The 25829-nt window shown below is 34.5% G+C and carries 27 protein-coding genes, 1 tRNA gene and 1 pseudogene; 10 read left to right on the forward strand and 19 right to left on the reverse strand.

Annotation, left to right across the window (positions count from 1 at the left end; all coding sequences use genetic code 11):
- Positions 1–189: 189 nt before the first annotated feature.
- Entirely contained in the window at positions 190–459 is a 270-nt protein-coding gene (locus tag O5633_RS01530) for a hypothetical protein (protein ID WP_269610269.1), read from the forward strand.
- A gap of 266 nt (positions 460–725) precedes the next feature.
- On the opposite strand, the gene O5633_RS01535 is transcribed toward O5633_RS01530, so the two are convergent.
- Positions 726–1031, reverse strand: a complete 306-nt coding sequence (locus O5633_RS01535) for a DUF2103 domain-containing protein (RefSeq protein WP_269610270.1) — start codon at positions 1029–1031, stop codon at positions 726–728.
- A gap of 106 nt (positions 1032–1137) precedes the next feature.
- On the opposite strand from O5633_RS01535, the gene petN reads away from it, so the two are divergent.
- Positions 1138–1239: a cytochrome b6-f complex subunit PetN gene (gene petN, locus O5633_RS01540; protein WP_071841048.1), complete on the forward strand. Its 102-nt coding sequence runs from the start codon at positions 1138–1140 to the stop codon at positions 1237–1239.
- 143 nt (positions 1240–1382) lie between these two features.
- Here petN and psb29 read toward each other — a convergent pair whose 3' ends face one another.
- Positions 1383–1982, reverse strand: coding sequence for a photosystem II biogenesis protein Psp29 (gene psb29, locus O5633_RS01545; RefSeq protein WP_269611290.1), 600 nt, complete (start codon positions 1980–1982; stop codon positions 1383–1385).
- 58 nt (positions 1983–2040) lie between these two features.
- Between psb29 and clpP the strand changes: the two genes are divergently transcribed.
- The gene (gene clpP / locus O5633_RS01550; protein ID WP_269610271.1) at positions 2041–2658 is read left to right on the forward strand and encodes an ATP-dependent Clp endopeptidase proteolytic subunit ClpP; all 618 of its coding nucleotides are present in this window, start codon (positions 2041–2043) and stop codon (positions 2656–2658) included.
- A 9-nt stretch (positions 2659–2667) separates the two neighbouring features.
- On the opposite strand, the gene ftsH is transcribed toward clpP, so the two are convergent.
- From ftsH to pyk, 3 genes and pseudogenes are all read right to left on the reverse strand, one after another.
- Positions 2668–4590 (reverse strand): ATP-dependent zinc metalloprotease FtsH, encoded by a 1923-nt coding sequence (ftsH, locus tag O5633_RS01555; protein ID WP_269610273.1) that lies wholly within the window; start codon positions 4588–4590, stop codon positions 2668–2670.
- A gap of 140 nt (positions 4591–4730) precedes the next feature.
- Complete coding sequence (locus O5633_RS01560; protein WP_269610274.1) at positions 4731–5960, reverse strand: ABC transporter permease; 1230 nt, start codon at positions 5958–5960, stop codon at positions 4731–4733.
- A 36-nt stretch (positions 5961–5996) separates the two neighbouring features.
- Positions 5997–7424, reverse strand: a pseudogene (pyk, locus tag O5633_RS01565) (pyruvate kinase); the annotation flags it as partial.
- A 78-nt stretch (positions 7425–7502) separates the two neighbouring features.
- Here pyk and O5633_RS01570 point away from each other — a divergent pair.
- Positions 7503–7832 carry a nucleoside triphosphate pyrophosphohydrolase family protein gene (locus O5633_RS01570; protein ID WP_269610278.1) on the forward strand — a complete coding sequence of 110 codons (330 nt, stop codon included), beginning with the start codon at positions 7503–7505 and terminating at the stop codon, positions 7830–7832.
- A gap of 7 nt (positions 7833–7839) precedes the next feature.
- Here O5633_RS01570 and O5633_RS01575 read toward each other — a convergent pair whose 3' ends face one another.
- The 3 genes from O5633_RS01575 to ilvA are packed head-to-tail and all read right to left on the reverse strand — an operon-like array spanning position 7840 to position 10267.
- The gene (locus O5633_RS01575; protein WP_269610280.1) at positions 7840–8142 is read right to left on the reverse strand and encodes a YggT family protein; all 303 of its coding nucleotides are present in this window, start codon (positions 8140–8142) and stop codon (positions 7840–7842) included.
- Positions 8143–8167: 25 nt separating this feature from the next.
- Positions 8168–8674, reverse strand: a complete 507-nt coding sequence (gene scpB, locus O5633_RS01580; protein WP_269610281.1) for an SMC-Scp complex subunit ScpB — start codon at positions 8672–8674, stop codon at positions 8168–8170.
- Positions 8675–8731: 57 nt separating this feature from the next.
- Positions 8732–10267, reverse strand: coding sequence for a threonine ammonia-lyase, biosynthetic (gene ilvA / locus O5633_RS01585; RefSeq protein WP_269610282.1), 1536 nt, complete (start codon positions 10265–10267; stop codon positions 8732–8734).
- A 119-nt stretch (positions 10268–10386) separates the two neighbouring features.
- On the opposite strand from ilvA, the gene dxs reads away from it, so the two are divergent.
- Positions 10387–12273 carry a 1-deoxy-D-xylulose-5-phosphate synthase gene (dxs, locus tag O5633_RS01590; RefSeq protein ID WP_269610284.1) on the forward strand — a complete coding sequence of 629 codons (1887 nt, stop codon included), beginning with the start codon at positions 10387–10389 and terminating at the stop codon, positions 12271–12273.
- Positions 12274–12344: 71 nt separating this feature from the next.
- Here dxs and psaK read toward each other — a convergent pair whose 3' ends face one another.
- The 8 genes from psaK to O5633_RS01630 form a co-directional block, all read right to left on the reverse strand.
- Positions 12345–12605: a photosystem I reaction center subunit PsaK gene (gene psaK, locus O5633_RS01595; protein WP_269605532.1), complete on the reverse strand. Its 261-nt coding sequence runs from the start codon at positions 12603–12605 to the stop codon at positions 12345–12347.
- Between the two features lie 70 nt (positions 12606–12675).
- A complete protein-coding gene (locus tag O5633_RS01600; protein WP_420063619.1) occupies positions 12676–13014 on the reverse strand; it encodes a DUF3593 domain-containing protein in 339 nt (112 codons plus the stop codon).
- A 2-nt stretch (positions 13015–13016) separates the two neighbouring features.
- The gene (locus O5633_RS01605) at positions 13017–13325 is read right to left on the reverse strand and encodes a DUF2499 domain-containing protein (RefSeq protein ID WP_269610287.1); all 309 of its coding nucleotides are present in this window, start codon (positions 13323–13325) and stop codon (positions 13017–13019) included.
- Positions 13318–13872 carry a peroxiredoxin gene (locus O5633_RS01610; RefSeq protein ID WP_269610288.1) on the reverse strand — a complete coding sequence of 185 codons (555 nt, stop codon included), beginning with the start codon at positions 13870–13872 and terminating at the stop codon, positions 13318–13320. Before O5633_RS01610 ends, O5633_RS01605 begins: the two co-directional genes overlap by 8 nt.
- Before the next feature lie 18 nt (positions 13873–13890).
- Positions 13891–14127, reverse strand: coding sequence for a 50S ribosomal protein L28 (rpmB, locus tag O5633_RS01615; protein WP_011293839.1), 237 nt, complete (start codon positions 14125–14127; stop codon positions 13891–13893).
- Positions 14128–14171: 44 nt separating this feature from the next.
- Positions 14172–16076 carry a molecular chaperone HtpG gene (gene htpG, locus O5633_RS01620; protein ID WP_269610290.1) on the reverse strand — a complete coding sequence of 635 codons (1905 nt, stop codon included), beginning with the start codon at positions 16074–16076 and terminating at the stop codon, positions 14172–14174.
- A 130-nt stretch (positions 16077–16206) separates the two neighbouring features.
- Entirely contained in the window at positions 16207–17382 is a 1176-nt protein-coding gene (locus tag O5633_RS01625) for an ATP phosphoribosyltransferase regulatory subunit (RefSeq protein ID WP_269610291.1), read from the reverse strand.
- 42 nt (positions 17383–17424) lie between these two features.
- Positions 17425–18291, reverse strand: a complete 867-nt coding sequence (locus O5633_RS01630; RefSeq protein WP_269610293.1) for an inositol monophosphatase family protein — start codon at positions 18289–18291, stop codon at positions 17425–17427.
- Between the two features lie 215 nt (positions 18292–18506).
- On the opposite strand from O5633_RS01630, the gene O5633_RS01635 reads away from it, so the two are divergent.
- A tRNA-Ser gene (locus tag O5633_RS01635) sits at positions 18507–18593 on the forward strand.
- Between the two features lie 37 nt (positions 18594–18630).
- Here the strand turns inward: O5633_RS01635 and pstB are convergent.
- The 3 genes from pstB to pstC are packed head-to-tail and all read right to left on the reverse strand — an operon-like array spanning position 18631 to position 21334.
- Positions 18631–19434 (reverse strand): phosphate ABC transporter ATP-binding protein PstB, encoded by an 804-nt coding sequence (pstB, locus tag O5633_RS01640; protein ID WP_269610294.1) that lies wholly within the window; start codon positions 19432–19434, stop codon positions 18631–18633.
- Positions 19435–19465: 31 nt separating this feature from the next.
- Positions 19466–20380, reverse strand: a complete 915-nt coding sequence (gene pstA / locus O5633_RS01645) for a phosphate ABC transporter permease PstA (RefSeq protein ID WP_269610296.1) — start codon at positions 20378–20380, stop codon at positions 19466–19468.
- Positions 20381–21334 (reverse strand): phosphate ABC transporter permease subunit PstC, encoded by a 954-nt coding sequence (pstC, locus tag O5633_RS01650; RefSeq protein WP_420063620.1) that lies wholly within the window; start codon positions 21332–21334, stop codon positions 20381–20383.
- 150 nt (positions 21335–21484) lie between these two features.
- On the opposite strand from pstC, the gene dnaK reads away from it, so the two are divergent.
- The 4 genes from dnaK to murQ are packed head-to-tail and all read left to right on the forward strand — an operon-like array spanning position 21485 to position 25773.
- Positions 21485–23485, forward strand: a complete 2001-nt coding sequence (dnaK, locus tag O5633_RS01655) for a molecular chaperone DnaK (RefSeq protein WP_269610300.1) — start codon at positions 21485–21487, stop codon at positions 23483–23485.
- A complete protein-coding gene (locus tag O5633_RS01660; protein ID WP_269610301.1) occupies positions 23469–24395 on the forward strand; it encodes a DnaJ domain-containing protein in 927 nt (308 codons plus the stop codon). Before dnaK ends, O5633_RS01660 begins: the two co-directional genes overlap by 17 nt.
- 56 nt (positions 24396–24451) lie before the next feature.
- A complete protein-coding gene (locus O5633_RS01665) occupies positions 24452–24844 on the forward strand; it encodes a DUF3110 domain-containing protein (protein ID WP_269610303.1) in 393 nt (130 codons plus the stop codon).
- Complete coding sequence (murQ, locus tag O5633_RS01670) at positions 24841–25773, forward strand: N-acetylmuramic acid 6-phosphate etherase (RefSeq protein ID WP_269610304.1); 933 nt, start codon at positions 24841–24843, stop codon at positions 25771–25773. Before O5633_RS01665 ends, murQ begins: the two co-directional genes overlap by 4 nt.
- Positions 25774–25829: the final 56 nt, after the last annotated feature.

Here is a 25829-nt window from a genome sequence, read left to right on the forward strand (position 1 = left end):
AGGTTTTGGGCTGTTATCACATAGATATTGTACCAATTAAAATATATCCTATATTTAAAAAAATGGAACACTCTTCTGATCGCTTTATGAGTATTTACTCTTATTCTCTTTTTTTTCTTAATTAATTTCCTACTTGCATTGATTTTTATATTATAGATAGTGTATTATTTTTAAGGATGGATTTATTCAATGGCAAAAAGAAGGCGTAAGCTTAGTCCTGAATTAGAGAAGAATATTTCATTAGCTAAGAAGGAAATTGAATTAATTACAGCTATCATTCATGATATTGATGAAGAAGATATACAAGAAGAATATAAAGCTGCTTTTTTACCTGTTATGAGTGCTTATTTGTCCCTTGATCAAATGTATAAAGAAGTAGGTTTTAATGATGAAACTACTAATCTTTATCAGCTTTACTTGTCGAATCTCGTTAACTTTAAAGGTGAATATGAACTTTGATATATATAATTAATAAATACTATAGAGCTTATTTTCTTTTATATTAATCGTCTAAATCTCATGATTTTTCTTGTATTAATCAAATCTGTATTTTTTATTAATTAAGTAAGCTTTTCTAAAGGAAGGAATTATATTAAAAAAAAAATTCATGACAGAAAATTTATACGATATTGATACAGCAATGAATATGATCAAAGAAGAGGTTTTTAAAGAACTTTCTGAATGTGTTTCGAAACAAAATAAAAAATCATACTACCAAGAAGTTTCTAGTAACAACCTTTCTTTTTACGAGAAGTGAATGGATTGGTTTTATTTATAACTTCTTGAATTTCAATTTCATTCAAGCTTGTTACTATAAATACTTCCTGGACAAGTTTCCCCTTCCTTGCTAATAGTTTAAATCCTTCATTAGTTTTTATAGTTATTTTTAGGACTAACTTCTCTCCTCGACCTTTTGTTTTTGATAGAGAGGCAGGTGTCACTGTTTTTATATCTTCCTTTTCTGCTATTTTTTTCAACCATTTAATTAAACCCTCTATGTGTGTACTATGGTTTTGAACAATTCTTCCCATATTTTTATATTTGTTTTTGCAGGTTTTTCTTAATCACCCATCTCCTTGTAATACTAAATAGATGGTACCATTCTAGTAGGATATAATTTATAAAACTAATTCAGTCATGATTTTTACGTTAGGTTGGGCCTCTTTAGCTGCTATTTTCACTTTTTCCATAGCAATGGTTGTTTGGGGGAGGAATGGTGATGGCTCTATCGACATTTAACTATATTTATGTCTATAGATATTACTCTCTATAGTTTATTAACTTTAATTTCTATCATACTATTATCTTTTATCACTATAGGTGTGATTTATATTAGCTATATTGATTGGAAAGATAAACGTAGAAAATAAATATTCTATTTTTTATTTAGAAGATAAATTTAATGAAATGATTTCTAAAGCCTGTTTCATTTTATCAATATTTGATTTGTACATACTTATATCTTTTTCAACTCTAGAATATTGGTATCCAAGCAATTCAGAAATATTACTAAGTTCTTCATTGAAATCTTTATCTTTAATATCCTTTAAATACTGCAATTCACTTGCTAGTTTGTATATTCCAATAGCATTGATACGACTGTAATAGCTGCTTTCTTTATTTTCGTTATTAAGTTGAGCTAAAAAATTATTTAAATCGTTTTTTGTATATGAACTTGCCTTATTCAAAAATTCTTCGGATGAGCTATTTATTTCATCAGGATTAAAACCATTACAATTGCAAATTGCATTAAATAGCTTAGTTATGTGTTCAGTAGGTTTATAACCATTAGTAAACTTACTGAATATTTCTTTTAACCCTGTGGCGAATATCGAATTTTTTATAAAGTTTTTTTGATGACTCAACAAATGTAATTCTACAAGCAGTTCATCCACTAGTTTTCTATAAATTGGAGGAATCACATAAGGGAATTCCTTGTGAAAATCAGATTTGCTGTCTGAAATTGTTGCTCTAACGCTCAATGCCAAACCTAGATAATTCTTAAGAGACCCTAGCTTACCCCGTGACTTAGCTAGGATCATGAAAACCGACCATCACCATCATTTAATGATTCCAATAGTTATTGAAGAATCTGGAAGAGGAGAAAGAGCCTTTGATATTTATTCAAGGCTTTTAAGAGAGAGAATAGTTTTTTTGGGTGAACCAGTTACGAGTGATTCAGCAAACCGTATTGTTGCTCAACTTCTTTTTCTAGAGGCTGATGATCCAGATAAGGATATTTTTCTCTATATAAATTCACCAGGTGGGTCAGTTTATGACGGCCTTGGTATCTTTGACACTATGCAGCATGTAAAGCCGGATATTCATACCGTTTGCGTTGGCCTTGCAGCAAGTATGGGCGCTTTTTTACTTTGTGCTGGGGCAAAAGGTAAGAGGAGCAGCTTACTTCATTCAAGAATAATGATTCACCAACCCTTAGGAGGTGCAAGAGGTCAAGCAAGTGATATAAGAATTCAAGCAGATGAAATACTTTTTATTAAGGACAAATTAAATAAAGAATTATCTGATAGAACTGGTCAACCTATTGAAAGGATAAAAGAAGATACTGATAGAGATTTTTATATGTCCCCCTCTGAAGCCGTCGAGTATGGAATTATTGATAATGTATTTAATAAAAGACCAATAAATTCAGTTTGATAGAAATCCTTATTTTGGATCTTGAAGTACTGGTATAAATCTTTCCTTTTTAGGAATAACTGTGAATTCAGATAATATTTTGCAAAATTCTTCACCATCCATAGTCTCTTTTTCGATAAGTATTTCAACCAGCTTATCCATAGCAGATCTGTTTTTGGCTACTAGTTCAAGTGTTTCTTCGTAGCACTTTTTAACTATTTTTCTAACCTGCTCATCAATTTGTTTCGAAATTTCATCTGAAATATCAGATGTATTCATTAGGCTTCTTCCAACAAAAACTTCTTGACTATCGCCTTCTAAAGAAACTGGACCAAGGCTACTCATTCCAAAACGTGTGACCATTTGTCTAGCCATTGATGCCACTTGCTGTACATCACCTCCAGCTCCAGTGGTTACTTCTTCTCGTCCAAAAATAATATCTTCAGCTGCTCTTCCTCCTAATGCTCCCATTATTCTTGCTTTCAATTGTGCTCTACTAATTAAACTTTGGTCATCATCTGGTGAAAACCAAGTCAAGCCTTTTGCTTGGCCTCTCGGTATAACAGTAACCTTTTGGACTGGATCATGATCCTTTACTAAAGAACCTATGAGGGCATGACCAACTTCATGATAAGCAATTAGTCTTTTACTTCTCCCATCAACGAGAGGTTGACCTTCCATTCCTGCAATGATGCGATCGACTGCATCATCAATTTCAGAAAGGCCTATTTGATCTTTTCTTCTTCTCGCGGTAAGAATGGCTGCTTCATTTAGCAAATTAGCTAGATCTGCTCCAGTAAAACCAGGAGTTCTTCTTGCAATACTTTCTAAAGTCAGATCCTTTTCTAATTTTTTATTTCTAGAGTGAACTTTAAGTATTGATAGTCGGCCTGAAATGTCAGGTGCATCGACAGTTACCTGTCTGTCGAATCTTCCTGGTCTCATTAATGCGGAGTCAAGAACATCTGGCCTATTTGTTGCCGCAATAATAATAATTCCACTATTGCCCTCGAATCCATCCATCTCGGTTAGAAGTTGATTGAGTGTTTGCTCCCTCTCATCATTACCGCCTCCAATTCCAGCACCCCTCTGTCTACCGACTGCATCAATTTCATCAATAAATATGAGGCAAGGACTATTTTCTTTAGCTCTTTTGAACAAATCTCTTACTCGACTTGCACCTACACCTACAAACATTTCTACAAATTCAGATCCAGAAAGTGAAAAGAAAGGTACACCTGCTTCTCCAGCAATTGCTTTTGCTAAAAGAGTTTTTCCTGTTCCTGGAGGCCCTACTAGCAAAACACCTCTAGGTATTTGGGCCCCAACAGATGTAAATCTTTCGGGTTGTTTTAAGAAAGTAACCACTTCTTCTAGATCTTGTTTTGCTTCATTTACTCCAGCCACATCATCGAATTTGACACCTGTTTCTGCTTCCATAGCAAATCGAGCCTTTGTTTTACCAAATTGCATAGCCTGACCTGGTCCACCTGGCATAGAATTTGATCTTCTTGAAAGTAAAATCAAACCTCCAATTAAAATGATAGGGAATAATAGATTTCCAAGTATTCCAATTCCAGCTGGAGCTGTTTTAGGTGGATGAATGTCAAAGCTGATACCTTCTTCTTTTAATGAATTAACTAATTCAGGGGCTAATCCTGGAAGATCAACTTTTAGTCTTTGAACTCTATTATCAATTTCGGGATCAACTGATTCGACGATTGCATTTCTTCCCCCATCAAATATGTCAACAGAAGTCACTCTTCCTGCTTTTATATAATCGAGAAATCTTCCGTAGCTAATTTTGGCAACTGGTGCACTTCTTGATGTCGCAGAAGAGTTGGCTTGAGTAGCTGGAGTATTGGTTGCTGACCCAATGATTTGCCAACTAATTAAAACTACTATTGTTATTGGGAGAACCCAAAGAGCTATAACTTTCCATTTTTTATCCATAATCATTAAAACTTTTGAGTAATTCTAATAGGGTAATGCCCCTTTCTGTTGAATAATTTCAACTGTTGCTCAGAAATACTAAAGAAAAATATATTTTTAGATTTAAATCTATTTATAACATTGATATTAAAAAATAAAAATTACAAACTTCTTAGTGCAGTAATTGGATCAAGTTTTGCAGCTCTTTTTGCAGGTAAAACGCCAAAGGTTAAACCTATTGTACTAGAAATTATGACTGTTATTAATACAGTACCTATACCAATAGTTGCTGGTAGAGGTGTTAATAATGCTACTACTTTTACAGTCGTGATTCCTAATCCGGTACCAGCTAATCCACCCATGCTAGAAAGAATTAATGATTCAATTAGAAATTGGGTTGAAATATCTAGTCTTCTTGCACCTAAAGCTTTTCTAAGTCCTATTTCTTCTGTCCTTTCACTTACAGATACCAACATAATATTCATAATACCTATACCGCCAACTAGTAATGATATTCCACCGATTGCAGCTAGCATTAGTGTTAACCCTCCCGTAATGGTTGATACTATTTGCAATGCATCTTTTTGAGATCGTACAGCGAAGTCATCATCTCTGATTATTTTATGCCTTTGTCTCAATAAATTTGTTATCTGAAACTTTGCCGCTTTTGTTGATTTTTCATTTATTGCTTCAACACTTATGAAGCTTAGACTTACTCCATAGGTTGGATCTTTACCAGTTATTCTGCTGACCATTGTGGATAGAGGAATGTATGCGTTTTCGTCTTGATTATTTCCAAATACAGCACCTTTAGGCTTCATCACTCCCACAATTTCAAAAGATTGATCTTTTATTCTTATCTTCTCTCCCAAACCTTCTCTTCCGTTAAAGAGTTTCTCTTCGAGATCGGGTCCAATAACTACTACATTCTTAGCCCCTTTCGTATCTTGATCATTGATAAAACGTCCTTTGGCAATTTCAAAGCTTCTTACAATTAGGAAATCACTTGTAACACCAGAAATAGAACTACTCGTACTTTTAGAACCAGTTTGAATGACTTCACTTGATGAGATTTGTGGAGCTACTCTTTTTACAGTAGGAACTTGTTCTTCTATCGCTTTTGCATCTTTAAGAACAAGGTTCTTTGGAAATGCAACTCCTCTTCTTCTTGTGTCATTATTCCCAGGAACAACAAATAAAACATTTGCACCTAGATTACTCAATTGGTTTTCAGCAAGATTTTGTGCTCCTCTACCTACACCTACAAGTGTTATGACAGAAGCATTCCCAATAACTATTCCTAGCATTGTTAATAAGCTTCGAAATTTATTTGATTTAAGATTCTTTATTGCCATTCCCGAGGTTTCAGCAAGCGGGAGTTTTCTTTTCATATGTTTTTAGATAAATAGAGATTCATTTTCATCTTCTGAACTAACTATGCCAACTTTTACTAAGTCTGTTGAGCCACTTACGCCTGATAAGGTTCCTGCTGTTTCAACTACCAGATCACCTTGCTTGAGAATGTTCATTTTTTTTGCCATAGCCATAGCATCATCAAATGTCTTTGACGTGCTCGTTTGATTTTCTATCAGAAGAGGTGTAACTCCCCATACAAGCTGAAGTGTGCTTGCAACACTCTTTTCATTCGTTACTGCTAATACCGGAGTAGCAGGTCTAAATTTACTTACATTTTTCGCTGTAGCACCACTCTTTGTTAAAGGAATTATCGCTGCTGCGTTTATCTGTCTAGCAATACTACTTACTGCTGCGCTAATTGCATTTGGAATTGTACTTGGAAGATGACTTTCTAATGCTTTCTGTGGATAATCTCTTTCGATTCTTTTCGCAATAGTAGCCATAGTTGCCACTGCTTCAATTGGATAATCGCCTACGGCGGTTTCATTTGAAAGCATTACAGCATCAGTACCATCAAGTATTGCATTCGCTACATCACTTACCTCGGCTCTTGTAGGCCTTGGGCTTGAGGCCATTGAATCAAGCATTTGTGTGGCTGTAATAATCGGTATGCCAAGGCTGTTGGCTTTTTTTATTAGTTGTTTTTGTAGTAATGGAACTTCCTCTGCTGGCATCTCTACACCAAGATCACCCCTAGCCACCATGACTCCATCACAAAGTTTTAAAACAGCGTCAATTTGATCAATTGCTTCAAACTTTTCTATTTTGGCAACTACTGGAGTATCAAACCCATGATTTCTAATTAGATCTTTTATTTCTGTTAGATCTGATGGGTTTCTTACAAAACTAAGTGCTACCCAATCAACACCTTGTTTTAAGCCAAATGATAAATCTTCCTTATCTTTTTCTGTTAAGGCCCTTATGGATAATTGAACATCAGGAAAATTAACACCTTTATTGTTAGAAAGAACTCCACCTACAGTTATTGAACAGATTAATTTTTGTTCTTTTAGATCAACTTCTTCAACTCTCATTTCTACCCTTCCGTCGTCCAACAGAATCCGATTTCCAACAGTTACCTCTTCAGCAAGTTTGTCATAAGTGACATTTGCCTGATCCTTATTACAGTCAATATTTTTTGATGTAAGAATAAATTTATCTCCATTTTTAACATTGACAGGACCGTTTTTAAATCTACCAAGTCTTATTTTAGGTCCCTGAAGATCTTGAAGTATTCCTATGTGAATACCTAAATTATCTGAAACTTGTCTAATTGTTTTTATTCTTTGAGCATGTTCATCATGGTCTCCATGACTAAAATTTAGACGAAAGGTAGTTGCACCAGCTTCTACTAACTTAGTTATTTGACTCGCACTCTCAGTGGCGGGTCCTATTGTCGCAACGATTTTGGTTCTTCTAGCCAGGTCGAGTATTGTCATTTATTTGGCTTGTGATTACAAAAAACTAACATCTGATTGTGTTTTATTTGTCAACTTTGCTTTTTTTAGAAAATAAACATGGAATTAAATGATTATCAAAGAGAATCTCGTAAGACAGCACTTTATCCTGATGTTGGACGCAATGCTATTTATCCAACATTAGGTCTTGTAGGTGAAGCAGGGGAGGTGGCTGACAAAGTAAAGAAAATTCTTAGAGATAAAAGGGGTCTATTTGATAAAGAAAGTAAGGATGCAATTAAATTTGAACTAGGCGATGTTCTTTGGTACATATCACAACTTTCCAGTGAACTGGGATATGAATTGGAAGAGGTCGCTCATGCAAACTTACAAAAGCTCAACAGCCGAAAATCTCGAGGAAAAATTCAAGGCAGTGGCGATAATCGCTGAGCTTCAATTAGCCATACATTTGAAATCCTCCCATAGCTAATGCAGCCGCATTTCCAAGAATTCCTTGAACAACTCTTATTACTACAAAAGCTAAAATAGGAGATAAGTCTAAGCCTCCTAATGGAGGAATAATCCCTCTAAAAAAATTTAAGTAAGGGTCAGTGATGGCACATAAATTTACAAGAATTGGATTACTCATATCAAGATTTGGGAACCAGGTCAGCAGGACCCTAATGATCAATATTGTTGAATAAATTCCAAGGGTTTTTAAAAGTACAAGAAGAATTGTTGGAATAATTTCGTAACCCATTAGCATTTAATTTTTTGGTATTATATTACGCCGCTTTTTTGTCTTCTGCTTGATCTGGTTCAGGTAATACAGAAAATGTTTGATGAAATTTTTCTGAGAGAGTTAACCAGTAAGAGCGACCATCCTTTTGCCGCCTTCTTTCAACGAAGTTTTTATCTACAAGCTCTTTAATGTGATCGTATGCGCCAGAACCTCTGAGATCAACCAATTCTGATTGGAGTATTTTTTTCTTAAGTGCAACAGTTGCCAATGTTCTTAGTGTGGCAATTGATAAATCTGCTGGTAGGAGATCCTGAACCAATTCACCTAGTCCTTGCCTTAACTCTAAGCTGTAATAATTTTTGTTTTCGTTTATTTCTAAAGAAGTGTCACGCTGAGCATATCCAGCCTTAAGTTCCCAGAGTGCTTTTTCTATTTCAGCAATATCTTTTTCAAGTAATTCAGCCATCTCTTTTGATGATGTTGGTCTTCCTTTGAGATAAAGGATTGCCTCAATCTTCGCTGGTAATGAAATTTGTATGATCTCACTCATAACTTTGAAATTAAAAATTCTTTTTCTTGATACCCAAAATTACCGCGTCTAATTAAACTATGCACCTAAAAACAATTTATATGCTGGATTATCGGTCTCTTTCCAATTTTTATAACCTATTTTTTGGACAAATTCATTCCAATCTGGAATATCAGAATCGTTTACTAGCACACCTATTACAATTCTGCCAGTATCAGCGCCATGGTTTCGATAATGAAAAATGCTTATTGTCCACTCTGGTCTCATAGAGTTAACAAATCTCATTAAGGCTCCAGGCCTTTCAGGAAATTCAAATCTATATAGTAATTCTCTGTATTCTCCTTTAGATATTTTTTTTATTGATCTTGGGAGCCTGCCACCAACCATATGTCTGAGATGAACTTTTGATAATTCATCATTACTTAAATCATGACAATCAAAGCCCTTTCTCTTTATTTCTCCGATTAATAATTCTCTATCAGTAATATTTGATACCTCTACACCCATAAATATTTGAGCTGTTTTACCTTCTGACATTCTGTAACTAAATTCAGTTAAACTTCGTGATCCAAGTGTTTCACATAAAAGTTTTAAACTACCTGCTTTTTCTGGGATTCCTACTGCAATCATTGCTTCTTTTTCTTCTCCTAATTCAGCTCTTTCTGCTACAAATCTTAGGCGTTCAAAATTCATATTTGCACCACAAGCAATTGCTACTAGGTTGTTATTTTTTAAATGATTATTAACTACATGTTTCTTTAGACCAGCAATGGATAATGCACCTGCTGGTTCAAGAATTGATCGTGTATCTTCGAAAACATCTTTTATTGCGGCACAGATTTCGTCAGTATTTACCGTAATCATTTCATCAACATTTTTTTTACAAATCGAAAACGTCTTTTCTCCTACCTTTCTTACCGCGACACCGTCTGCAAAAAGGCCAACACTCTCAAGCTCAACTGGCTTGTTGGCCTTTATTGAATCTGTCATTGCGCAGGCATCTTCAGGTTCAACACCAATAATCTTTGTATCTGGCCATATTGCTTTTACGTATGCACTTACTCCAGCAATAAGTCCTCCTCCCCCTACAGCGATATAAATAGCGTCAGGTGGAGTATGACTCTGTCTAAGTATTTCTAGACCTATTGTTCCTTGTCCCGCTATGACTTCAGGATCATCAAATGGATGGATAAAAGTTAGATTGTCTGTTTTAGATATTTCTAGTGCTTTTTCGTAACATTCATCATATGTTTCACCGAAAAGAATAACTTCTGCTTTATGTGATTCAACTGCCTTTACTTTCATTAAGGGAGTTGTCAGAGGCATTACAATCACTGCTCTGCATTTAAGAAAGGATGCACTTAAAGCAACTCCCTGTGCATGGTTACCAGCGCTTGATGCAATTACTCCTTTATTAAGCTCTTCTTTGGTTAGCTGAGACATGCGATTAAATGCACCTCTTAACTTGAATGAAAAGACAGGTTGAAGGTCTTCTCTCTTAAGCCAGATGTCATTTTTGAATCTTTTGCTTAAGTTTTTTGCCCTTTCTAGTGGGGTTTCTTCAGCAACGTCATAAACACGAGCTCTTAGTATTTTTTGTAAATAGTCCTCCATATCTAGTTTTTCAGCGATTTTGGGTTTATGTATTCTCTACATTCCATTTGTTCTTGTGCAAGTTTTATCAAAATGTAGGGTAGACCTCGTAGATTGGAGAGATTAAATCTCAGAGTTACATGCGTCTGAGCCAGTTAAGTCATCCGAATGAGCTTCATGGCTTACCCATTAGTGAATTGGAAGATGTCGCTTGCCAAATTAGAGAAAGGCATCTTCAAGTAGTTTCTACTAGTGGTGGGCACTTAGGTCCAGGTCTTGGTGTTGTTGAGTTAACAATTGCTCTCTATCAGACTTTAGATTTAGATGTCGATAAAGTTATTTGGGATGTTGGACATCAAGCATATCCACATAAGTTACTAACGGGTAGATATGACCGATTTGATTCACTTAGACAGCAGAATGGCGTAGCTGGTTACCTAAAAAGAACAGAAAGTAAATTTGATCATTTTGGAGCTGGTCATGCGAGCACATCAATTTCAGCTGCACTTGGTATGGCTATTGCTAGGGACAGAAAAGGAGAAGATTATAAATGTGTTGCAGTAATTGGAGATGGTGCTCTGACAGGTGGAATGGCTTTAGAGGCTATTAATCATGCAGGACATCTTCCTAAAACTCCTCTTTTGGTTGTTTTAAATGATAATGATATGTCGATTTCTCCTCCTGTAGGAGCATTGTCGACTTATTTAAATCGAATGCGTCATAGCCCACCTGTTCAATTTATATCGGACAGTGTTCAAGAAAGTGTCAAAAATCTTCCTTTCATGGGAGATGCTATCCAAGAGGAATTTAAATCTCTTACTGGCAGCGTTAGACGTTTAGCAGTTCCTAGTGTTGGTGCTGTTTTTGAGGAATTGGGTTTTACTTATATGGGACCTGTAGATGGGCATGATATTTCTGGATTGACTAAGACATTTAATGCTGCACATAAAGTTGGTGGACCTGTCATGGTCCATGTCGCTACTACAAAGGGGAAAGGTTATCCATATGCTGAGGCTGACCAGGTTGGTTACCATGCTCAGTCTTCCTTTGATTTAACAACAGGAAAATCTATTCCTTCTAAAACACCTAAACCTCCAAGTTTTAGTAAGGTTTTTGGTCAAACTTTAGTAAAGCTTTGCGAGCAAGATAGCAAGATTGTTGGTATTACTGCTGCAATGGCTGAAGGTACTGCTTTAAATCTTTTACAGAAAGCTATCCCTGAACAATATGTAGATGTTGGTATAGCTGAACAACATGCTGTAACTCTTGCTGGTGGAATGGCTTGCGAAGGTATTAAACCAGTTGTGGCTATTTACAGTACTTTCTTACAACGAGCATATGATCAGTTGATTCATGATATTGGAATACAGAATTTACCTGTAACTTTTGTATTAGATAGAGCTGGAATTGTTGGGGCTGATGGCCCAACCCATCAAGGACAATATGACATTAGTTATTTAAGATGTGTTCCTAATTTTACTGTTATGGCTCCTAAAGATGAGTCTGAATTGCAACAAATGCTGGTCACATGTATTAATCACAATGGTCCCTCTGCACTAAGAATACCTAGAGGCTCTGGAGAAGGAGCAGCTTTAATGGAAGAAGGATGGGAGTCTCTTGAAATTGGTAAGGCAGAGATAATAGAAGAGGGAGATAATTTATTAATAATTGGCTATGGATCTATGGTTTCCCCGGCGATTAAAACAGCTGCAATACTTAAAGAATCTGGAGTTAATTGCACTGTTATAAACGCTCGCTTTATAAGACCATTAGATGAGGAAACTATTCATAACGCTGCAAAAAGGATTGGTAAAGTAGTAACAATGGAAGAAGGAACATTATTGGGCGGTTTTGGGTCAGCAGTTGTTGAATCTTTTAATGATAATGATATTTTTGTTCCTACATTAAGAATAGGAATACCAGATAAACTAGTAGATCATGCAACTCCCCAGCAAAGCAAAGAATCACTTGGCTTGACTCCAGAAATGATGGTTGATCAAATTAAAAATAAATTTAATTTTAATTAATTATCAAACAAAAAAAAAGGATTATTTTAATAATAATCCTTTTTTTATTCTATTGAATTTATAAACTTAATTTATAACACTCCTCTAGCAGCAAGACCCAATATTGAACCTATTCCCAAAACATGTCCTAAGCAGTTTGCAGCCACAAAAGAGCCATGACTTAGTCCTCCATAAAACTGAGCATTAGGCATAGGAAAACCTTCGTTTGGCTTTTCAATATTTGATCTTGCTATTGCATATGCAAGTAAATTGCAAATAATCATCACAACGGCACATTTTGGAGACCATTGAAATGTCACTGGATCAGCTGCCGCTAATAATGTTGTGAACATCTTTTATCCCTATTGATTAATTGTATTATCGACCATAAAGAATGCTTTTGCGTCAAATGTTACTCACCTCTTAAGAGTTTTTTACTTCCGTGTTGGTTTTGATTGACTGCAGCATCAAAACAAAACCGTAAACAACAAATGCATCGCTAATCGTTAAAAACGATTCTGCTAGTCCATGCAGTACATCCACGTTTGTTAGTTCATCCCCAAAATAAATTTGTGCGATTATTGCAAAAACTATCGTCATAAAGACAAACAAGAGAGTTAACTTAAAACCTAAAAATGATATTTTTGGTATCGCTTTTGTTTTGCCCGCGTAACGCAGGAATACTATATAAGGGATGAGTGAAACGATAAAAAATGGACTAGGATCAATTCTTGCAATTGAATCAAGACTAAGAATTGACATGTTCATTGGTTTGGTTGTGATGACTCAGTTCTAAACAAATTCCAAGCAGCAAATGCAAGGCATGTATTTCCTAAAGTTGTAAGAGCTGCCTGTAGAACAACTAATCCTTTCAATTCAATACTGTTGTCGAATATATGCCATGTGATTGCTGCCATAGCACTAGCTAAATTTGGCAACATTGCTAGAGCAAAATAACCCAAAGCTTTGTTCTTGGATATTGATGAAATATAGTCAATTATTATTATTGCAATCCCCCACTCAAATAGAGTTGCAATGTGGATAAACCAGGTGCCTAAGGAAAGTTCATGCATATATTTTCTTTTGTTTGATAAGCTCTTCTAAAACTTCTTGTGCATGTCCTATGGGTCTTACTCCTATCCATTTATATACAACTATACCCTTTGGATTGATCATAAAGGTATTTCTTTTTGAATAGGGATCCAACCATGAATCATATGATTTACTTATTTCTCCTTCTGTATCTGAAAGTAGGGTGTATCCGAGTTTTGCAGATGTACAAAATGATTCATGTTTTTCTTCATTATCAGCAGAGATTCCAACTATGGAGGAATTAAGTTTTTTAAACTTAGAAAGATTATCTTGAAATGCTTTGGCTTGTAATGTACAACCACTTGAGAAATCCTTAGGATAAAAATATAAAATCAACCATTCACCTGAAAAATCATCTAGAGACCATTCTTTTTGCTTAGGATTGTTTTTGTTGAAACCATTTAATAAGAAATCTGGTGCTTTTTGGCCAAGACTAATTGAATTGATACTTGCAAATAAGCTTGAAGGCTTAACAAATAAAATACTAAAAAATAATACAAAGGATTTTATTAATTGTCTTCTTTTCATTTGATTAGCAAATCAAATTTAAAGTTTGTTTAAATCTACCCCTAATGACTTGGCATACTTTCCTAATCCCTTCTTCTGAATAGTTTTTAGTGCTCTTGTCGTTACTCTTATATTGATCCATTTGTTTTCTTCTTCCCACCATAATCTTCGCTGCTGCAGATTTGCCTGCTGCAATTTTTTGGTTCTAATATGAGAATGGCTGACTGACATTCCGTTGTTAGCTCTTGTGCCTGTAAGTTGGCAAACCCTAGACATTTTTAATCTTAATCCTTTTTATATTCTATCAAATGAGGTTGAGATTAAACGAATTTTTGCATTAATTTCCCTAACACCTCAGCATTCCTAGTTTGAAAAGCTGCGATATCTTTATTTTCGAGACCTCCAATTGACAGTTTTGCCATCTCATAAACATGAATAGCGATGTCACTGGCTAATTGGCCATCTCCTGATTTGCTTGATCCTTCAATAACTATTGGGTTGGAATTTAACTTTAGTAATCCTTGAATAAGTGGATGGTTTGAATTGACGATTAAATTATGATATTCAGGTAGACCAGGAAGTTTCTGTTCCATTAATGCTGTTATATCATTAATTCTTCTCATTTGTTCTGGTAATAATATTAATGAAGGTGGAGAATTCTCACCTTTAAGGCTCTGCACTTGTACGGTCACTTTTTCATTGTTTAGAGCTGAACTAATCATCTTTTTAAGTGTTTCTGACTTTGTATTCCCATCTTTATCTGCGATTTCAGGCGAATCATCTTTAATACTTTCATCAAGCTCGGAGTCAACTCTGACAAAATTTATTTCTTTATTTTTTTCTTCTAACCATGGAATAAATTGGGTATCAATAACAGTATCAAGTTTTAAAACTTCTTTGCCTTGCGAAGTCCACATATTGAGTGCTGTTGATTGAGAGACTTCATCAGTGGAATATAAAACTTTTTTGTTCTCATCAGTTAGTCTGTTTTTATAACTATCAAGTGTTGTAAAAGTCTTTGAACCAGATTTAATTAATTCATTAGTATTTTCATCATCTTCTGAAGTGGTTTTTGTTGTTGAATATAAAATTATATCTTTTACTTGCTCGGCAAATTTCTCATCTTCCATAGCTCCTATTTTTATAAAAGGTGATATGGAGTCCCAAATATCAGCATAAAATTGGGTTTCATCTTTCTTTAATGTTTTAAGCTTATCGGCTAATTTCTTTGCAATAAAATTACCGATAGATTTAACTCTTCTGTCTGTTTGTAATGCGCTTCTGCTGACATTTAAGGGAATATCTGGTGAATCTATTACTCCCCTCAAAGGTAATAAGTATCTAGGAACAATTTCCTTAATTGAGTCGCTAACAAAGACCTGATTACAGAAAAGTTTGATTTCACCACTTTCCCAATCCGCTCTTCCGCTTATCTTTGGAAAATATAATATCCCTTGCAAATTATATGGATAGTCAGTATTTAGGTGAACCCATAAAAGAGGATCGCCTTGAAAGGGATAAAGATATTTATAGAGTTCAATATAATCTTCGTCTTTAAGATTTTGTTTGCTTTCTCGCCATGGTGGATTCATTTTATTGATAACTTCTTCTTCAAGCGAAATTTCAATAGGCATGAAATCACAATATTTCTTTATTAATGTTTTAATCCTGCTTGGTTCAATGTATTCAATTTCTTCTTCCATTAAATGTAAAATTATATCGGTACCAATTTCTTCTTTATCTGATTGATCAAGCGAATATTGAGGAGAACCATTACATTTCCATTTAATTGCTTGTGAATCATTCTTTGCTGATTTAGTTATTATTTCAACTTCATCTGCAACCATAAAACTTGAATAAAAACCAAGTCCAAAATGACCTATAAATCCATCATCAGGTTGTTTATATTTTTCAAGAAATTCTTCTGCGCTTGAGAAAGCTACTTGATTAATATATTTCTTAATTTCGTCAGTAGTCATTCCTATTCCGTTGTCACTAATGGTTAATGTCTTATGTTCTCTGTCAATTGAGATATTTATTTTTTCATCTTCAGCAGCGACACAATCTCCTGCAAAAGCGGCCATTTTCCTTTTCTTAATTGCATCTACGGAGTTACTTATAAGCTCTCTAATAAATATTTCATGATCAGAGTAGACTGCTTTTTTTATTATTGGAAATATATTTTCCGTGTGAATAAGAATAGTTCCTTCTTCTTTAACAGACATGACTTATCTAAATTTCTATTATCATAGCGATACAAATTTCTATTTAGGCCTTAAAAGCAAAAGTGTTATTGATTACAGCTTAATAGTTTTCGATCCCTGACAATCATTAAAAAGATATAGGTGATTTATATCAATCTATCCATTCAATTTTAGTACATCTGTTGGATTTTAAAAGTTGATTTGTTGCCTCATTGGTCTTTAAAGGTTCATGTGAAATCAAGGAAACAATCCCTTGAACATGAAATTCTTTTTGGCGTTTTAATGCTTTATACAAACTAGCACTTTGCTTATATGCTATTAATATTTTTTCATTATTACTTTTCATTTCCTCTTTTGAGGAGACTAATTCCCTGACTTTATCAATGCTAATACTAAATCCAATTCCAAAGCAATTATGATCAATTAAACTAAACTTCTTTACTAAATCATCATATCTACCACCTTTAGCAAGGATGACGGGAGAACTTGATGATGATGAAACAAGAGAAAATGTTAATCCACTATATAATTTATATTTGGTTCCTAATGTAGGGTCTAGTTGTACTTCTATCCCTTTCTCTTTAGCTAATGGTTCAATAATAGTAAATAATTCCTTTAGGTTATCAATGTAAGAATTCGAACCATATATTCTTTTTAGATTAGTTAATACTTTTTCTGGTGTGCCTCTCATATTCATTATATTTTTTATAAACATTCTTTGTTCATCTTTTACATCAAGTGTATTCAATGCTATGTAATCAAGATCGCAGAGAATATTTTTTATTTGGTCTATTCTGGTTGAATTAAATGAGCTTAAAATAAGTTCTAATAGATATGTATTCCCAATAAGCAATGTCATTTTATATTTCTGATCAATTTCAATTACTTCTAATGATTCAATCAGCAGAGATAGAAGTTCTATCTCTGCATTAATAGCTTTAGTTCCTATTAATTCAACTCCGCTTTGAAATGACTCTTCAATATCAATACCACCATCAATGCTTTGATTGCATTTGAATGAAGTTCCTGTTGACCAAAAACGAAGTGGCCTTTCATATTCATTAAATCTAGTTGAAGCAGCACGAACAATTGACGCTGTTATTTCTGGTCTTAATCCAAGAGGTTCATCAGAAACGATTTTTAGTATTTCATTGTTCGAAATACCACCAGCTGCCATAAGCGTGTCTAGACGTTCAATATGAGGGGGCGATATTCGCTCATATCCCCATAGTTGATATAAAGATGAAAGTTTTGATGCAATGAGATGGTTCTTTCTTACTTGCTGAGGATTTAAGTCGCGCGCACCCGAGGCAGGTTGCAATGTCATTATTTGAATCTTTTTATTTCTTAAGGATCACATAAATTAGGACTATTTTCCACCATAAGAGTTAGCAGTTAATGGTCTAATTTTTTCAAGTTCTTTTATTAGCTCATTTTGTATCTCTCTAGTACAAGCTAGAATTCTGCCGGTATTCAGATCAAAATCTCCGGAAGGATAATTGGAAACTATTCCACCGGCCATTTCAACGAGTGGTACTCCTGCTGCCATATCCCATTTTGCAAGTCCACGTTCCCAATAACCATCCACTTTGCCTGAGGCTACAAATGCTAGATCTACTGCGGCAGCTCCTCCTCTTCTGACTCCATGGGTACGATGTGTTAGCCAACAAAATTCTGAATAATTATTATCTAATACTTCTCGTCTGTCATATGCGAAACCAGTAACTAAGAGTGAATCAGATAAGGAATTTGTGTCCGTGACATTTATTTTTTCGCCATTACAAAATGATCCATGTTCTGGAGAAGCATAATAAATTTCATTCAAAGAAGGTACTGATATTGCTCCTAAAATTGGATTACTATTCCAAATTAAACCTATTGAAGTTGCAAAAAATGGATATCCATGAGCATAGTTTGTTGTTCCATCAAGAGGATCTATACACCATTTTAATTCTCCATCCTTTATCTTATATCCACTTTCTTCAGCAAGAATAGAAATGTTAGGAGTCTCTTTTTCTAAATAATCTATTATTATCTTCTCGCATTCTATATCTGCATTAGTAACTAGATCTCCAGCAATTCCCTTACATTTTATTGTTTTAATCCTTCCATAATTATGCATTAGAGATGCACCGCCTATTTCTGCGGCCTGCCTGGCGATATCTAATAATTTATTAATTTCATCTTTAGCAAGACCTGCATTCAAGGCTGCGGTTTTACATGAAGGTATTAACATAAGTTATTTTTTTTTAATTATAATAATCATCTACTATTGGAAGATTCTATTTATCTGTAAATCAATTTATTTTCGTTAATAATTAATGATTACTAGGTTCTTGTTGTACTAACAATATTTAATAAATAATTCCGACATTTAATTTTTTAACATGAGCTCTCTTGTGGTATATATTTAAATCTAGCAATTGAAAAAGATTTCATTGCTGAATTTAAGGAGAGGTGGCCGAGTGGTTGAAGGCGCAGCACTGGAAATGCTGTATAGGGGCAACCCTATCGAGGGTTCGAATCCCTCTCTCTCCGTCCCGCAAGGTAACTTTTAATAAAATAAGCTTTGTGGTTATCCAAATTTTCCAGAGATGTAGTCTTGAGTTGATTTTTGCTTTGGTGAATTGAACATGTTTTTTGTTTTATCAAACTCAACTAAAAATCCAATTTTTCCACCTAAATCCTTATCTTTTTTCTCTGTGTTGAAAAAAGCTGTGTAATCACTGACTCTATTTGCTTGTTGCATATTGTGCGTAACAATAATGATTGTAAAATTCTTCTTTAATTCATGAATTGTTTCTTCAATTTTTAATGTAGATAATGGATCAAGTGCTGAGCATGGCTCATCCATTAAGATCACATCAGGTTCAATAGCAATTGTCCTTGCTATGCATAATCTTTGTTGTTGACCACCAGATAAGGAATAACCACTTTCATTTAATTTATCCTTGCACTCATCCCAAACTGCTGCCTTTGTAAGAGATTCTTCTACTAATTGATCCATATTTCCTTTATATCCATTAACTCTTGCACCAAAGGCAATATTTTCGTAAATACTTTTAGGAAAAGGATTGGGTTGTTGAAAAACCATTCCAATTCTCCTTCTAACTTCAACTGGATCTATATCCTCCGCATATATATCTATCCCTTCAAAAATAACACTGCCTGATAATTTGCAACTTTCTATTAAATCGTTCATTCGGTTGATTGCTCTGATGACGGTTGATTTACCGCATCCTGATGGACCAATAAAAGATGTAACTTGATTCTTTTCAATATCACAAAACACATTTTTAACTGCAACTGAATTGCCATATTTAATTGATACATTATCTAGTGAGACTGAAGATTTAGATTTTATATTTTTTTTATTCATTAGCTTATTTTATTATTAGTTTTGCTCATAATTATACTTTATTTTTTGAAAAAGAACCAAGTGTGCCTATCCATCTTGAAAGGATATTAAGACTTAAAAGTACAACAACTAATATGAATGATGCTGCCCATGCTAGTTGGTTTTGAGCTTCATATGGTTCAAGAGCAAAATTGTAAATCAACACTGACAATGAACCCATTTCATAGAAAAGATCATCAAAACTTGTAATGTAGTAACGGGAGAAAAGAGCTGTAAATATTAATGGAGCTGTTTCTCCTGCTGCCCTAGCGAGTGCTAATAATACGCCTGTAGAAATTGAACTAAATGCAGCTGGTAATGTGATATTTGTTATCATTGTAAATTTTGAGGCACCAACTCCAAATGCAGCTCTTCTCATCTCATTTGGAACTAATTTAAGTGCTTCGTCAGTAGTTTTAATTATTGTTGGAAGCATTAAAATTGAAAGTGATATTCCGCCTGCAATACCGCTGAACATTGATCCAAATAATATTTTGGTGGAGACAATAATTGCATATATAAATACACCAGCAATTATAGAAGGAACCCCTGCAAGTACATTTGATCCAAACCTTATGAATTTTGCAAACTTTCCTGATTTTGAATATTCAGCAAGATATATTCCACCTCCTACTCCAATAGGTATTGATATTATTGAAGCAATAATTGTCATTATAAAAGTTCCAGTTATTGCTGGCCCTATTCCTCCAGCAGAGAGAAGATCATCTCCGGGTGGCTCGGGTTCAAGTATTAAGGTGTCTAAGTTTATATAACTTCCACCTTTAATTAATACATAGCTTATGACTAAGATTAAAGGAAGTACAGAAATGATGGCAAAAAGAGCAGAAATAATAGTTAAGACTTTGTTCCCAATATTTCTTGTTAGAGAGGGATTATAAGTTAGAGATTTTTGTGAAGTGTAATTCATTTATTGATATTTTAAGCTTAATTTTTTTACAATCCACTGGGCAAATACATTAACCAATAAGGTTAGTATCATTAGGATTAAAGCTGCATACATTAGAGAAGAGACTTGGCTTCCATCTGCTTCACCAAATTGATTGGCAAGCATGGATGAAATTGTATATGAAGGAGAAAATATTGACCAACTAAAGTTATTTGAATTGCCAATAATCATAGTAACTGCCATTGTCTCACCCATAGCTCTTCCAAGAGCAAGTAAAACTCCTCCTGTTATCCCAGAAATTGCGGCTGGAATAATGACTTTAAAAATAGTAGTCCATCTTGAAGCTCCAATTCCATAAGCGGCTTGCCTAAGTTTAGATGGAACTTGTTTTAGGGAATCTTTTGAAATCGATGTAATTATAGGTAATATCATTACCACAAGTATTAATATTGCTGGCATCATTCCAGCTCCCAAAGGTTGGGTGCTGAAAAATGGTATAAATCCAAATAGTTCGTAGAGTATGTTCAAAAATGGCCTAATAAAAGGTTCCATAATAAATACTGCCCATAGTCCTAAAACTACTGATGGAATAGCAGCTAAAAGCTCAACCATTATTCCAATTACATTTCTTATATATTCGGGAATTATATTTTCAGTTATAAATATTGCAGTGCCGACGCCCAATGGAATAGCAATTAATAATGAAGAAATCGATGTAAAAAGGGTTCCATAAATAGCGGTGAATGCACCGTACTCATCTGTAACTGGATTCCATGCAGAGCTAAAAAGAAACCTCAGCCCATATCTTGAAATCGATTCAGTAGATTCATAGTAAACGACTGCAAATATGGAAAAAAGCACCACGGCTACCATTGAAGCCGTGGCAGTAACAAAATTTTTAAAGCCTATATCCACCAACTTCTCTGAAGTTGATCTTCTTCTTAGTGAAAATTTCGATGTAGTTGCTTTGTCCACGTGCAAAAGCATTTACTTTATGAATCTATATCTAATCTCAAATTTTTCACTAAGGTAGGGTTAATGATTGGCTTTAAGTGTTGAAGGGTACATAATAAGTATTGAATACCCTTAAATGCTAGTTACTGTGGGGCTTAAATAAGTATTGCCATGGGTAGAATAGTTGGCATTGACTTGGGAACGACAAATTCCGTTGTAGCGGTGTTGGAGGCTGGTAGGCCTGTTGTTATTTCTAGTGCTGAAGGGGCAAGAACTACTCCATCAGTAGTTGGCTTTACTAAGGAATCTGAATTATTGGTGGGGCAATTAGCTAGAAGACAATTAGTTCTAAACCCAAAAAATACTTTTTCAAATTTAAAGAGATTTGTTGGTAGATCATGGGACGAGCTTGAAGAAACTAGTCTTTCAGTTCCTTATAACGTTCGCTCAAATGATGAAGGAAATGTTCGCATAACCTCTCCTCTCACAAAGAGGGAATATGCCCCAGAAGAATTGATTGGGAATATTATTAGGAAGTTAATAGATGATGCTGAAACCTATTTAGGGGAAAATGTTGATTCGGCTGTGATCACTGTTCCCGCTTACTTCAACGATTCTCAAAGGCAAGCAACTCGTGATGCTGCGATTTTGGCTGGTATATCTGTTGAAAGAATTTTAAATGAGCCAACTTCAGCAGCTCTTGCTTATGGATTTGATAAGAGTTCTTCTCGAAAGGTATTAGTCTTTGACTTAGGTGGAGGTACATTTGATGTTTCTTTGATGTCAATTTCCAATGGTGTCTTTGATGTAAAGGCAACTTCTGGAGATACCCAATTGGGTGGCAATGATTTTGATCAAAAAATTGTTGATTGGCTAGCTGTAGATTTTTTAAAAAAAAATAAAATAGACTTAAGAAGGGATAGGCAATCTTTACAAAGACTTTCTGAGGCTGCCGAGAAAGCTAAACAAGAACTTTCCGGCGTTCAAACTACTCCAATTTCACTTCCTTTTATTTCCACAGGTAATGATGGACCATTACACATTGAGACAAATCTTAGTAGGAAAATGTACGAGAGTCTTTGTAATGATCTTTTAGATAAATTATTTGATCCCGTTAATACTGTTATTGATGATTCAGGATGGAATCCTGAGGATATTGATGAGGTGGTCCTTGTGGGAGGCAGTACAAGAATGCCAATGGTAAAGCAATTAGTTAAAACATTAGTTCCAAATCCACCCTGTCAATCTGTTAACCCTGATGAAGTAGTTGCCATTGGTGCTGCAATTCAAGGCGGGATTCTTTCAGGGGAGCTGAGAGACCTTTTATTAAATGATGTCACTCCTCTTTCTCTAGGCCTTGAAACTGTTGGAGGTTTGATGAAAGTTCTAATTCCTCGTAATACCTCCATACCAGTTAGACAATCAGATGTTTTTAGTACATCGGCCTCGAATCAATCATCAGTAGAAATTCACATATGGCAAGGAGAGAGGCAAATGGCTTCTGACAATAAATCGTTGGGTAAATTCAGATTATCTGGTATTCCCCCAGCTCCAAGAGGTGTTCCTCAAGTTCAGGTAGCTTTTGATATCGATGCTAATGGTTTATTAGAGGTAAGTGCAACAGACAGAACCACTGGTAGGAAACAGTCTGTAAGTGTTACTGGTGGTTCAAACTTGAATCAAAATGAAGTAAATAAATTGATTGAAGAGTCCAAACTAAAAGCATCTGAGGATAGAAAAAAGCGTGCGTCTATCGATCAAAGAAATAATGCTTTAACCCTTGTTGCACAAGCTGAAAGACGACTAAGAGATGCTTCCCTGGAACTTGGTCCTTATGGGGCTGAAAGACAACAAAGGGCTGTCGAAATTGCGATGAGGGACGTTGAGGATTTGCTCCAAGATAATGATTTGCAAGAACTTGAATATGCAGTTGGCTCTCTTCAAGAAGCATTATTTGGCTTGAATCGCCGATTATCTGCGGAAAGAAAAACAGAATCTAATCCCATTCAGGGAATAAAAAATACTTTTGGATCTTTAAAGGATGAATTATTTTCTGATGATTACTGGGATGATGATCCTTGGGATTATTCACAACAAGGCAAAAATAGAAATGGTGAAAATAATTATAGAAAAAGGGACATAGATCCTTGGGATAATGACTACTACCGTTGAACATAATTATTGGTCACTACTTGGTGTCTCGCCAGAATGTGATCCTATTGAACTTAAATCAGCCTTTAGAAAAGAGGCTAGAAAATGGCATCCTGATTTAAATAAAAATGATATCAATGCCGAAGAAAGATTCAAATTAATTAATGAAGCCTATGCAATTTTAAGTGATCCAAAAAAGAGAAAAGAATGGGAGAAAAAAACTAATAAAGATCAGGATATATTTGAAAATAGATTCCCATCTTATGAGGAATATTTAGATGTTGTATTAGGAATTAAAATTAATTTTATAAACGATACGGATCAGGTTGATTATCAATATTCAGATTTTCCTGAAAGCGAAGATGAAAACTTTGATAGAAGTAATTTTAATGAATATATTCCTACAACAAGTGAGCCAACACCACCACCAACATTAATTTATGAAGACCAGGAGTCCATTGTTGAAATCTCTCCAGATCAAGCTCTTTATGGTACATCAGTTGATATTCAGTTACAAGATGGCACTCTCGTTGAACTTATAACTCCGCCCTTTGCTGGCGATGGATGGAGATTAAGAATAGAAGGTGCTGCAATTGGTTGTCGTGATCATTTTGTTCAATTAAAAGTACAAACAGACGATGGATTAAGAATTGATGGATTAAGAGTTCTGTATCGTCTAGAATTATTCCCACATGATGCTTTGCTAGGATGTGCAGTTGATATTCCAACTCTAAATGGATCTGTAACATTACAAGTACCTCCTAATTCATCAACTGGAAGGTTGTTAAGACTTAGAGGACGTGGATTGGAGTACGAAGAATATCGCGGTGATCAAATTGTTGAAATAATTATTGTCTTGCCTGAGAATTTAAGTGATTCTGAAATAGCATTATATCAACGTCTAAATGAAATATCTATGGAGAATTATTAGAAACATATTGTTTATTGATTTTATCGATTTATAATTAAATTGATTATTTAATTTCTATGTTAGTCCATGTCCTTTTGTATGAAGCGGGGACTGAAAGTGAGGGTATACATTCCCTTGAACTTAAGGGCACCACAGTCATCCTTATGTTTGAGGATAAGGATGACGCTGAAAGATATTGTGGCCTTTTAGAGGCTCAAGACTTCCCAACTCCATCCGTTGAGGAGTTGACGAGGATAGATATTGAAGCTTTTTGTGTTGAAGCTGGTTACGAGGCTCGTTATGTCGAAAAAGGGTTTATTCCAAGTACTGATGAAGAGCGGCTTATGATTTCTCCACCCCTTTCAAATTTAGAAGTAGGGAATTGGCATAATAAAGATAATTTAAATGAACAAACATCCTCTAATGAACAACTTGAAGATATAAAAAAACGTTTAGAAAATCTTTTATGATTAATTTCAATATTAACTCAAAAGATTATAATTACCAAATTCTAACTGAACAGATTAATATTATATCAAACGAATTAGATACTAAATCTACGAATGAAATAGTCAATATTTTTTCTGAAGCTGATAAAGAACCTCAAAAGGCTGTTGAAAAAGCTATTCCAGAAATAATTAATGCTATTGATCAAATCACAACAAGACTTAAATCAAATGGTAGATTATTTTATATTGGTACTGGTACTTCAGGAAGATTAGGGGTCCTTGATGCCTCAGAATGTCCTCCAACCTTTTGCACTGATCCAGATTTGGTTCAAGGAATAATTGCTGGTGGTGTACCATCTCTAACAAGAAGTTCTGAATCTCTAGAGGATGTAGCTGAGGCTTCTGTTGCTGATCTTAAAGATAGACATTTTTCAAATAGAGACGTTTTAATTGGTATAACAGCTAGTGGCAGAACTCCATATGTTGTTGGGGCATTAAACTATTCAAAAAGTATAAATGCACTAACTATTTCTATTTCATCAGTTCCAGAAAGTGATTCAACTTTAGATAATGATATCGATATTAGGCTTATTACTGGACCAGAGATTCTTGCAGGCTCAACAAGATTAAAAGCTGGAACTGCTACAAAGATGGCATTAAATATAATTTCTACATCTGTGATGATTAAATTAGATAAGGTTTATGGAAATAGAATGATTGATTTATCAGTAAGCAACGATAAATTAATGAATAGAGCAATTGGTATTATATCTGATATTGGCTCAGTTGATAATGAAACTGCTGTTCAACTTTTAAAGAAGACAAATGGATCAGTAAAATTATCTTTATTAATTGCTATGTCTGGGATGGATGTTATTGAGGCTAAGCAATTACTTAGTGATTCAAATGGAAATTTAAGAACAGCACTAATTAAGGTTAAAAGTGATTGACCTATATTTGATTTATAATTTTTATTAACAATATACTTTCTGCATTAAATTTTAAA

Origin of the sequence: Prochlorococcus marinus str. MIT 1013 (assembly GCF_027359395.1) — a bacterium.
GTDB lineage: Bacteria > Cyanobacteriota > Cyanobacteriia > PCC-6307 > Cyanobiaceae > Prochlorococcus_B > Prochlorococcus_B marinus_E.

Bases quoted from the DNA above. Each gene is read 5' to 3' on its own strand.
- O5633_RS01530 (WP_269610269.1), top strand. From the start codon at position 190: ATGGCAAAAAGAAGGCGTAAGCTTAGTCCTGAATTAGAGAAGAATATT.
- O5633_RS01535 (WP_269610270.1), bottom strand. From the start codon at position 1,031: ATGGGAAGAATTGTTCAAAACCATAGTACACACATAGAGGGTTTAATT.
- petN (WP_071841048.1), top strand. From the start codon at position 1,138: ATGATTTTTACGTTAGGTTGGGCCTCTTTAGCTGCTATTTTCACTTTT.
- clpP (WP_269610271.1), top strand. From the start codon at position 2,041: ATGAAAACCGACCATCACCATCATTTAATGATTCCAATAGTTATTGAA.
- ftsH (WP_269610273.1), bottom strand. From the start codon at position 4,590: ATGGATAAAAAATGGAAAGTTATAGCTCTTTGGGTTCTCCCAATAACA.
- O5633_RS01560 (WP_269610274.1), bottom strand. From the start codon at position 5,960: ATGAAAAGAAAACTCCCGCTTGCTGAAACCTCGGGAATGGCAATAAAG.
- O5633_RS01570 (WP_269610278.1), top strand. From the start codon at position 7,503: ATGGAATTAAATGATTATCAAAGAGAATCTCGTAAGACAGCACTTTAT.
- O5633_RS01575 (WP_269610280.1), bottom strand. From the start codon at position 8,142: ATGGGTTACGAAATTATTCCAACAATTCTTCTTGTACTTTTAAAAACC.
- scpB (WP_269610281.1), bottom strand. From the start codon at position 8,674: ATGAGTGAGATCATACAAATTTCATTACCAGCGAAGATTGAGGCAATC.
- ilvA (WP_269610282.1), bottom strand. From the start codon at position 10,267: ATGGAGGACTATTTACAAAAAATACTAAGAGCTCGTGTTTATGACGTT.
- dxs (WP_269610284.1), top strand. From the start codon at position 10,387: ATGCGTCTGAGCCAGTTAAGTCATCCGAATGAGCTTCATGGCTTACCC.
- psaK (WP_269605532.1), bottom strand. From the start codon at position 12,605: ATGTTCACAACATTATTAGCGGCAGCTGATCCAGTGACATTTCAATGG.
- O5633_RS01600 (WP_420063619.1), bottom strand. From the start codon at position 13,014: ATGTCAATTCTTAGTCTTGATTCAATTGCAAGAATTGATCCTAGTCCA.
- O5633_RS01605 (WP_269610287.1), bottom strand. From the start codon at position 13,325: ATGCATGAACTTTCCTTAGGCACCTGGTTTATCCACATTGCAACTCTA.
- O5633_RS01610 (WP_269610288.1), bottom strand. From the start codon at position 13,872: ATGAAAAGAAGACAATTAATAAAATCCTTTGTATTATTTTTTAGTATT.
- rpmB (WP_011293839.1), bottom strand. From the start codon at position 14,127: ATGTCTAGGGTTTGCCAACTTACAGGCACAAGAGCTAACAACGGAATG.
- htpG (WP_269610290.1), bottom strand. From the start codon at position 16,076: ATGTCTGTTAAAGAAGAAGGAACTATTCTTATTCACACGGAAAATATA.
- O5633_RS01625 (WP_269610291.1), bottom strand. From the start codon at position 17,382: ATGACATTGCAACCTGCCTCGGGTGCGCGCGACTTAAATCCTCAGCAA.
- O5633_RS01630 (WP_269610293.1), bottom strand. From the start codon at position 18,291: ATGTTAATACCTTCATGTAAAACCGCAGCCTTGAATGCAGGTCTTGCT.
- pstB (WP_269610294.1), bottom strand. From the start codon at position 19,434: ATGAATAAAAAAAATATAAAATCTAAATCTTCAGTCTCACTAGATAAT.
- pstA (WP_269610296.1), bottom strand. From the start codon at position 20,380: ATGAATTACACTTCACAAAAATCTCTAACTTATAATCCCTCTCTAACA.
- dnaK (WP_269610300.1), top strand. From the start codon at position 21,485: ATGGGTAGAATAGTTGGCATTGACTTGGGAACGACAAATTCCGTTGTA.
- O5633_RS01660 (WP_269610301.1), top strand. From the start codon at position 23,469: ATGACTACTACCGTTGAACATAATTATTGGTCACTACTTGGTGTCTCG.
- O5633_RS01665 (WP_269610303.1), top strand. From the start codon at position 24,452: ATGTTAGTCCATGTCCTTTTGTATGAAGCGGGGACTGAAAGTGAGGGT.
- murQ (WP_269610304.1), top strand. From the start codon at position 24,841: ATGATTAATTTCAATATTAACTCAAAAGATTATAATTACCAAATTCTA.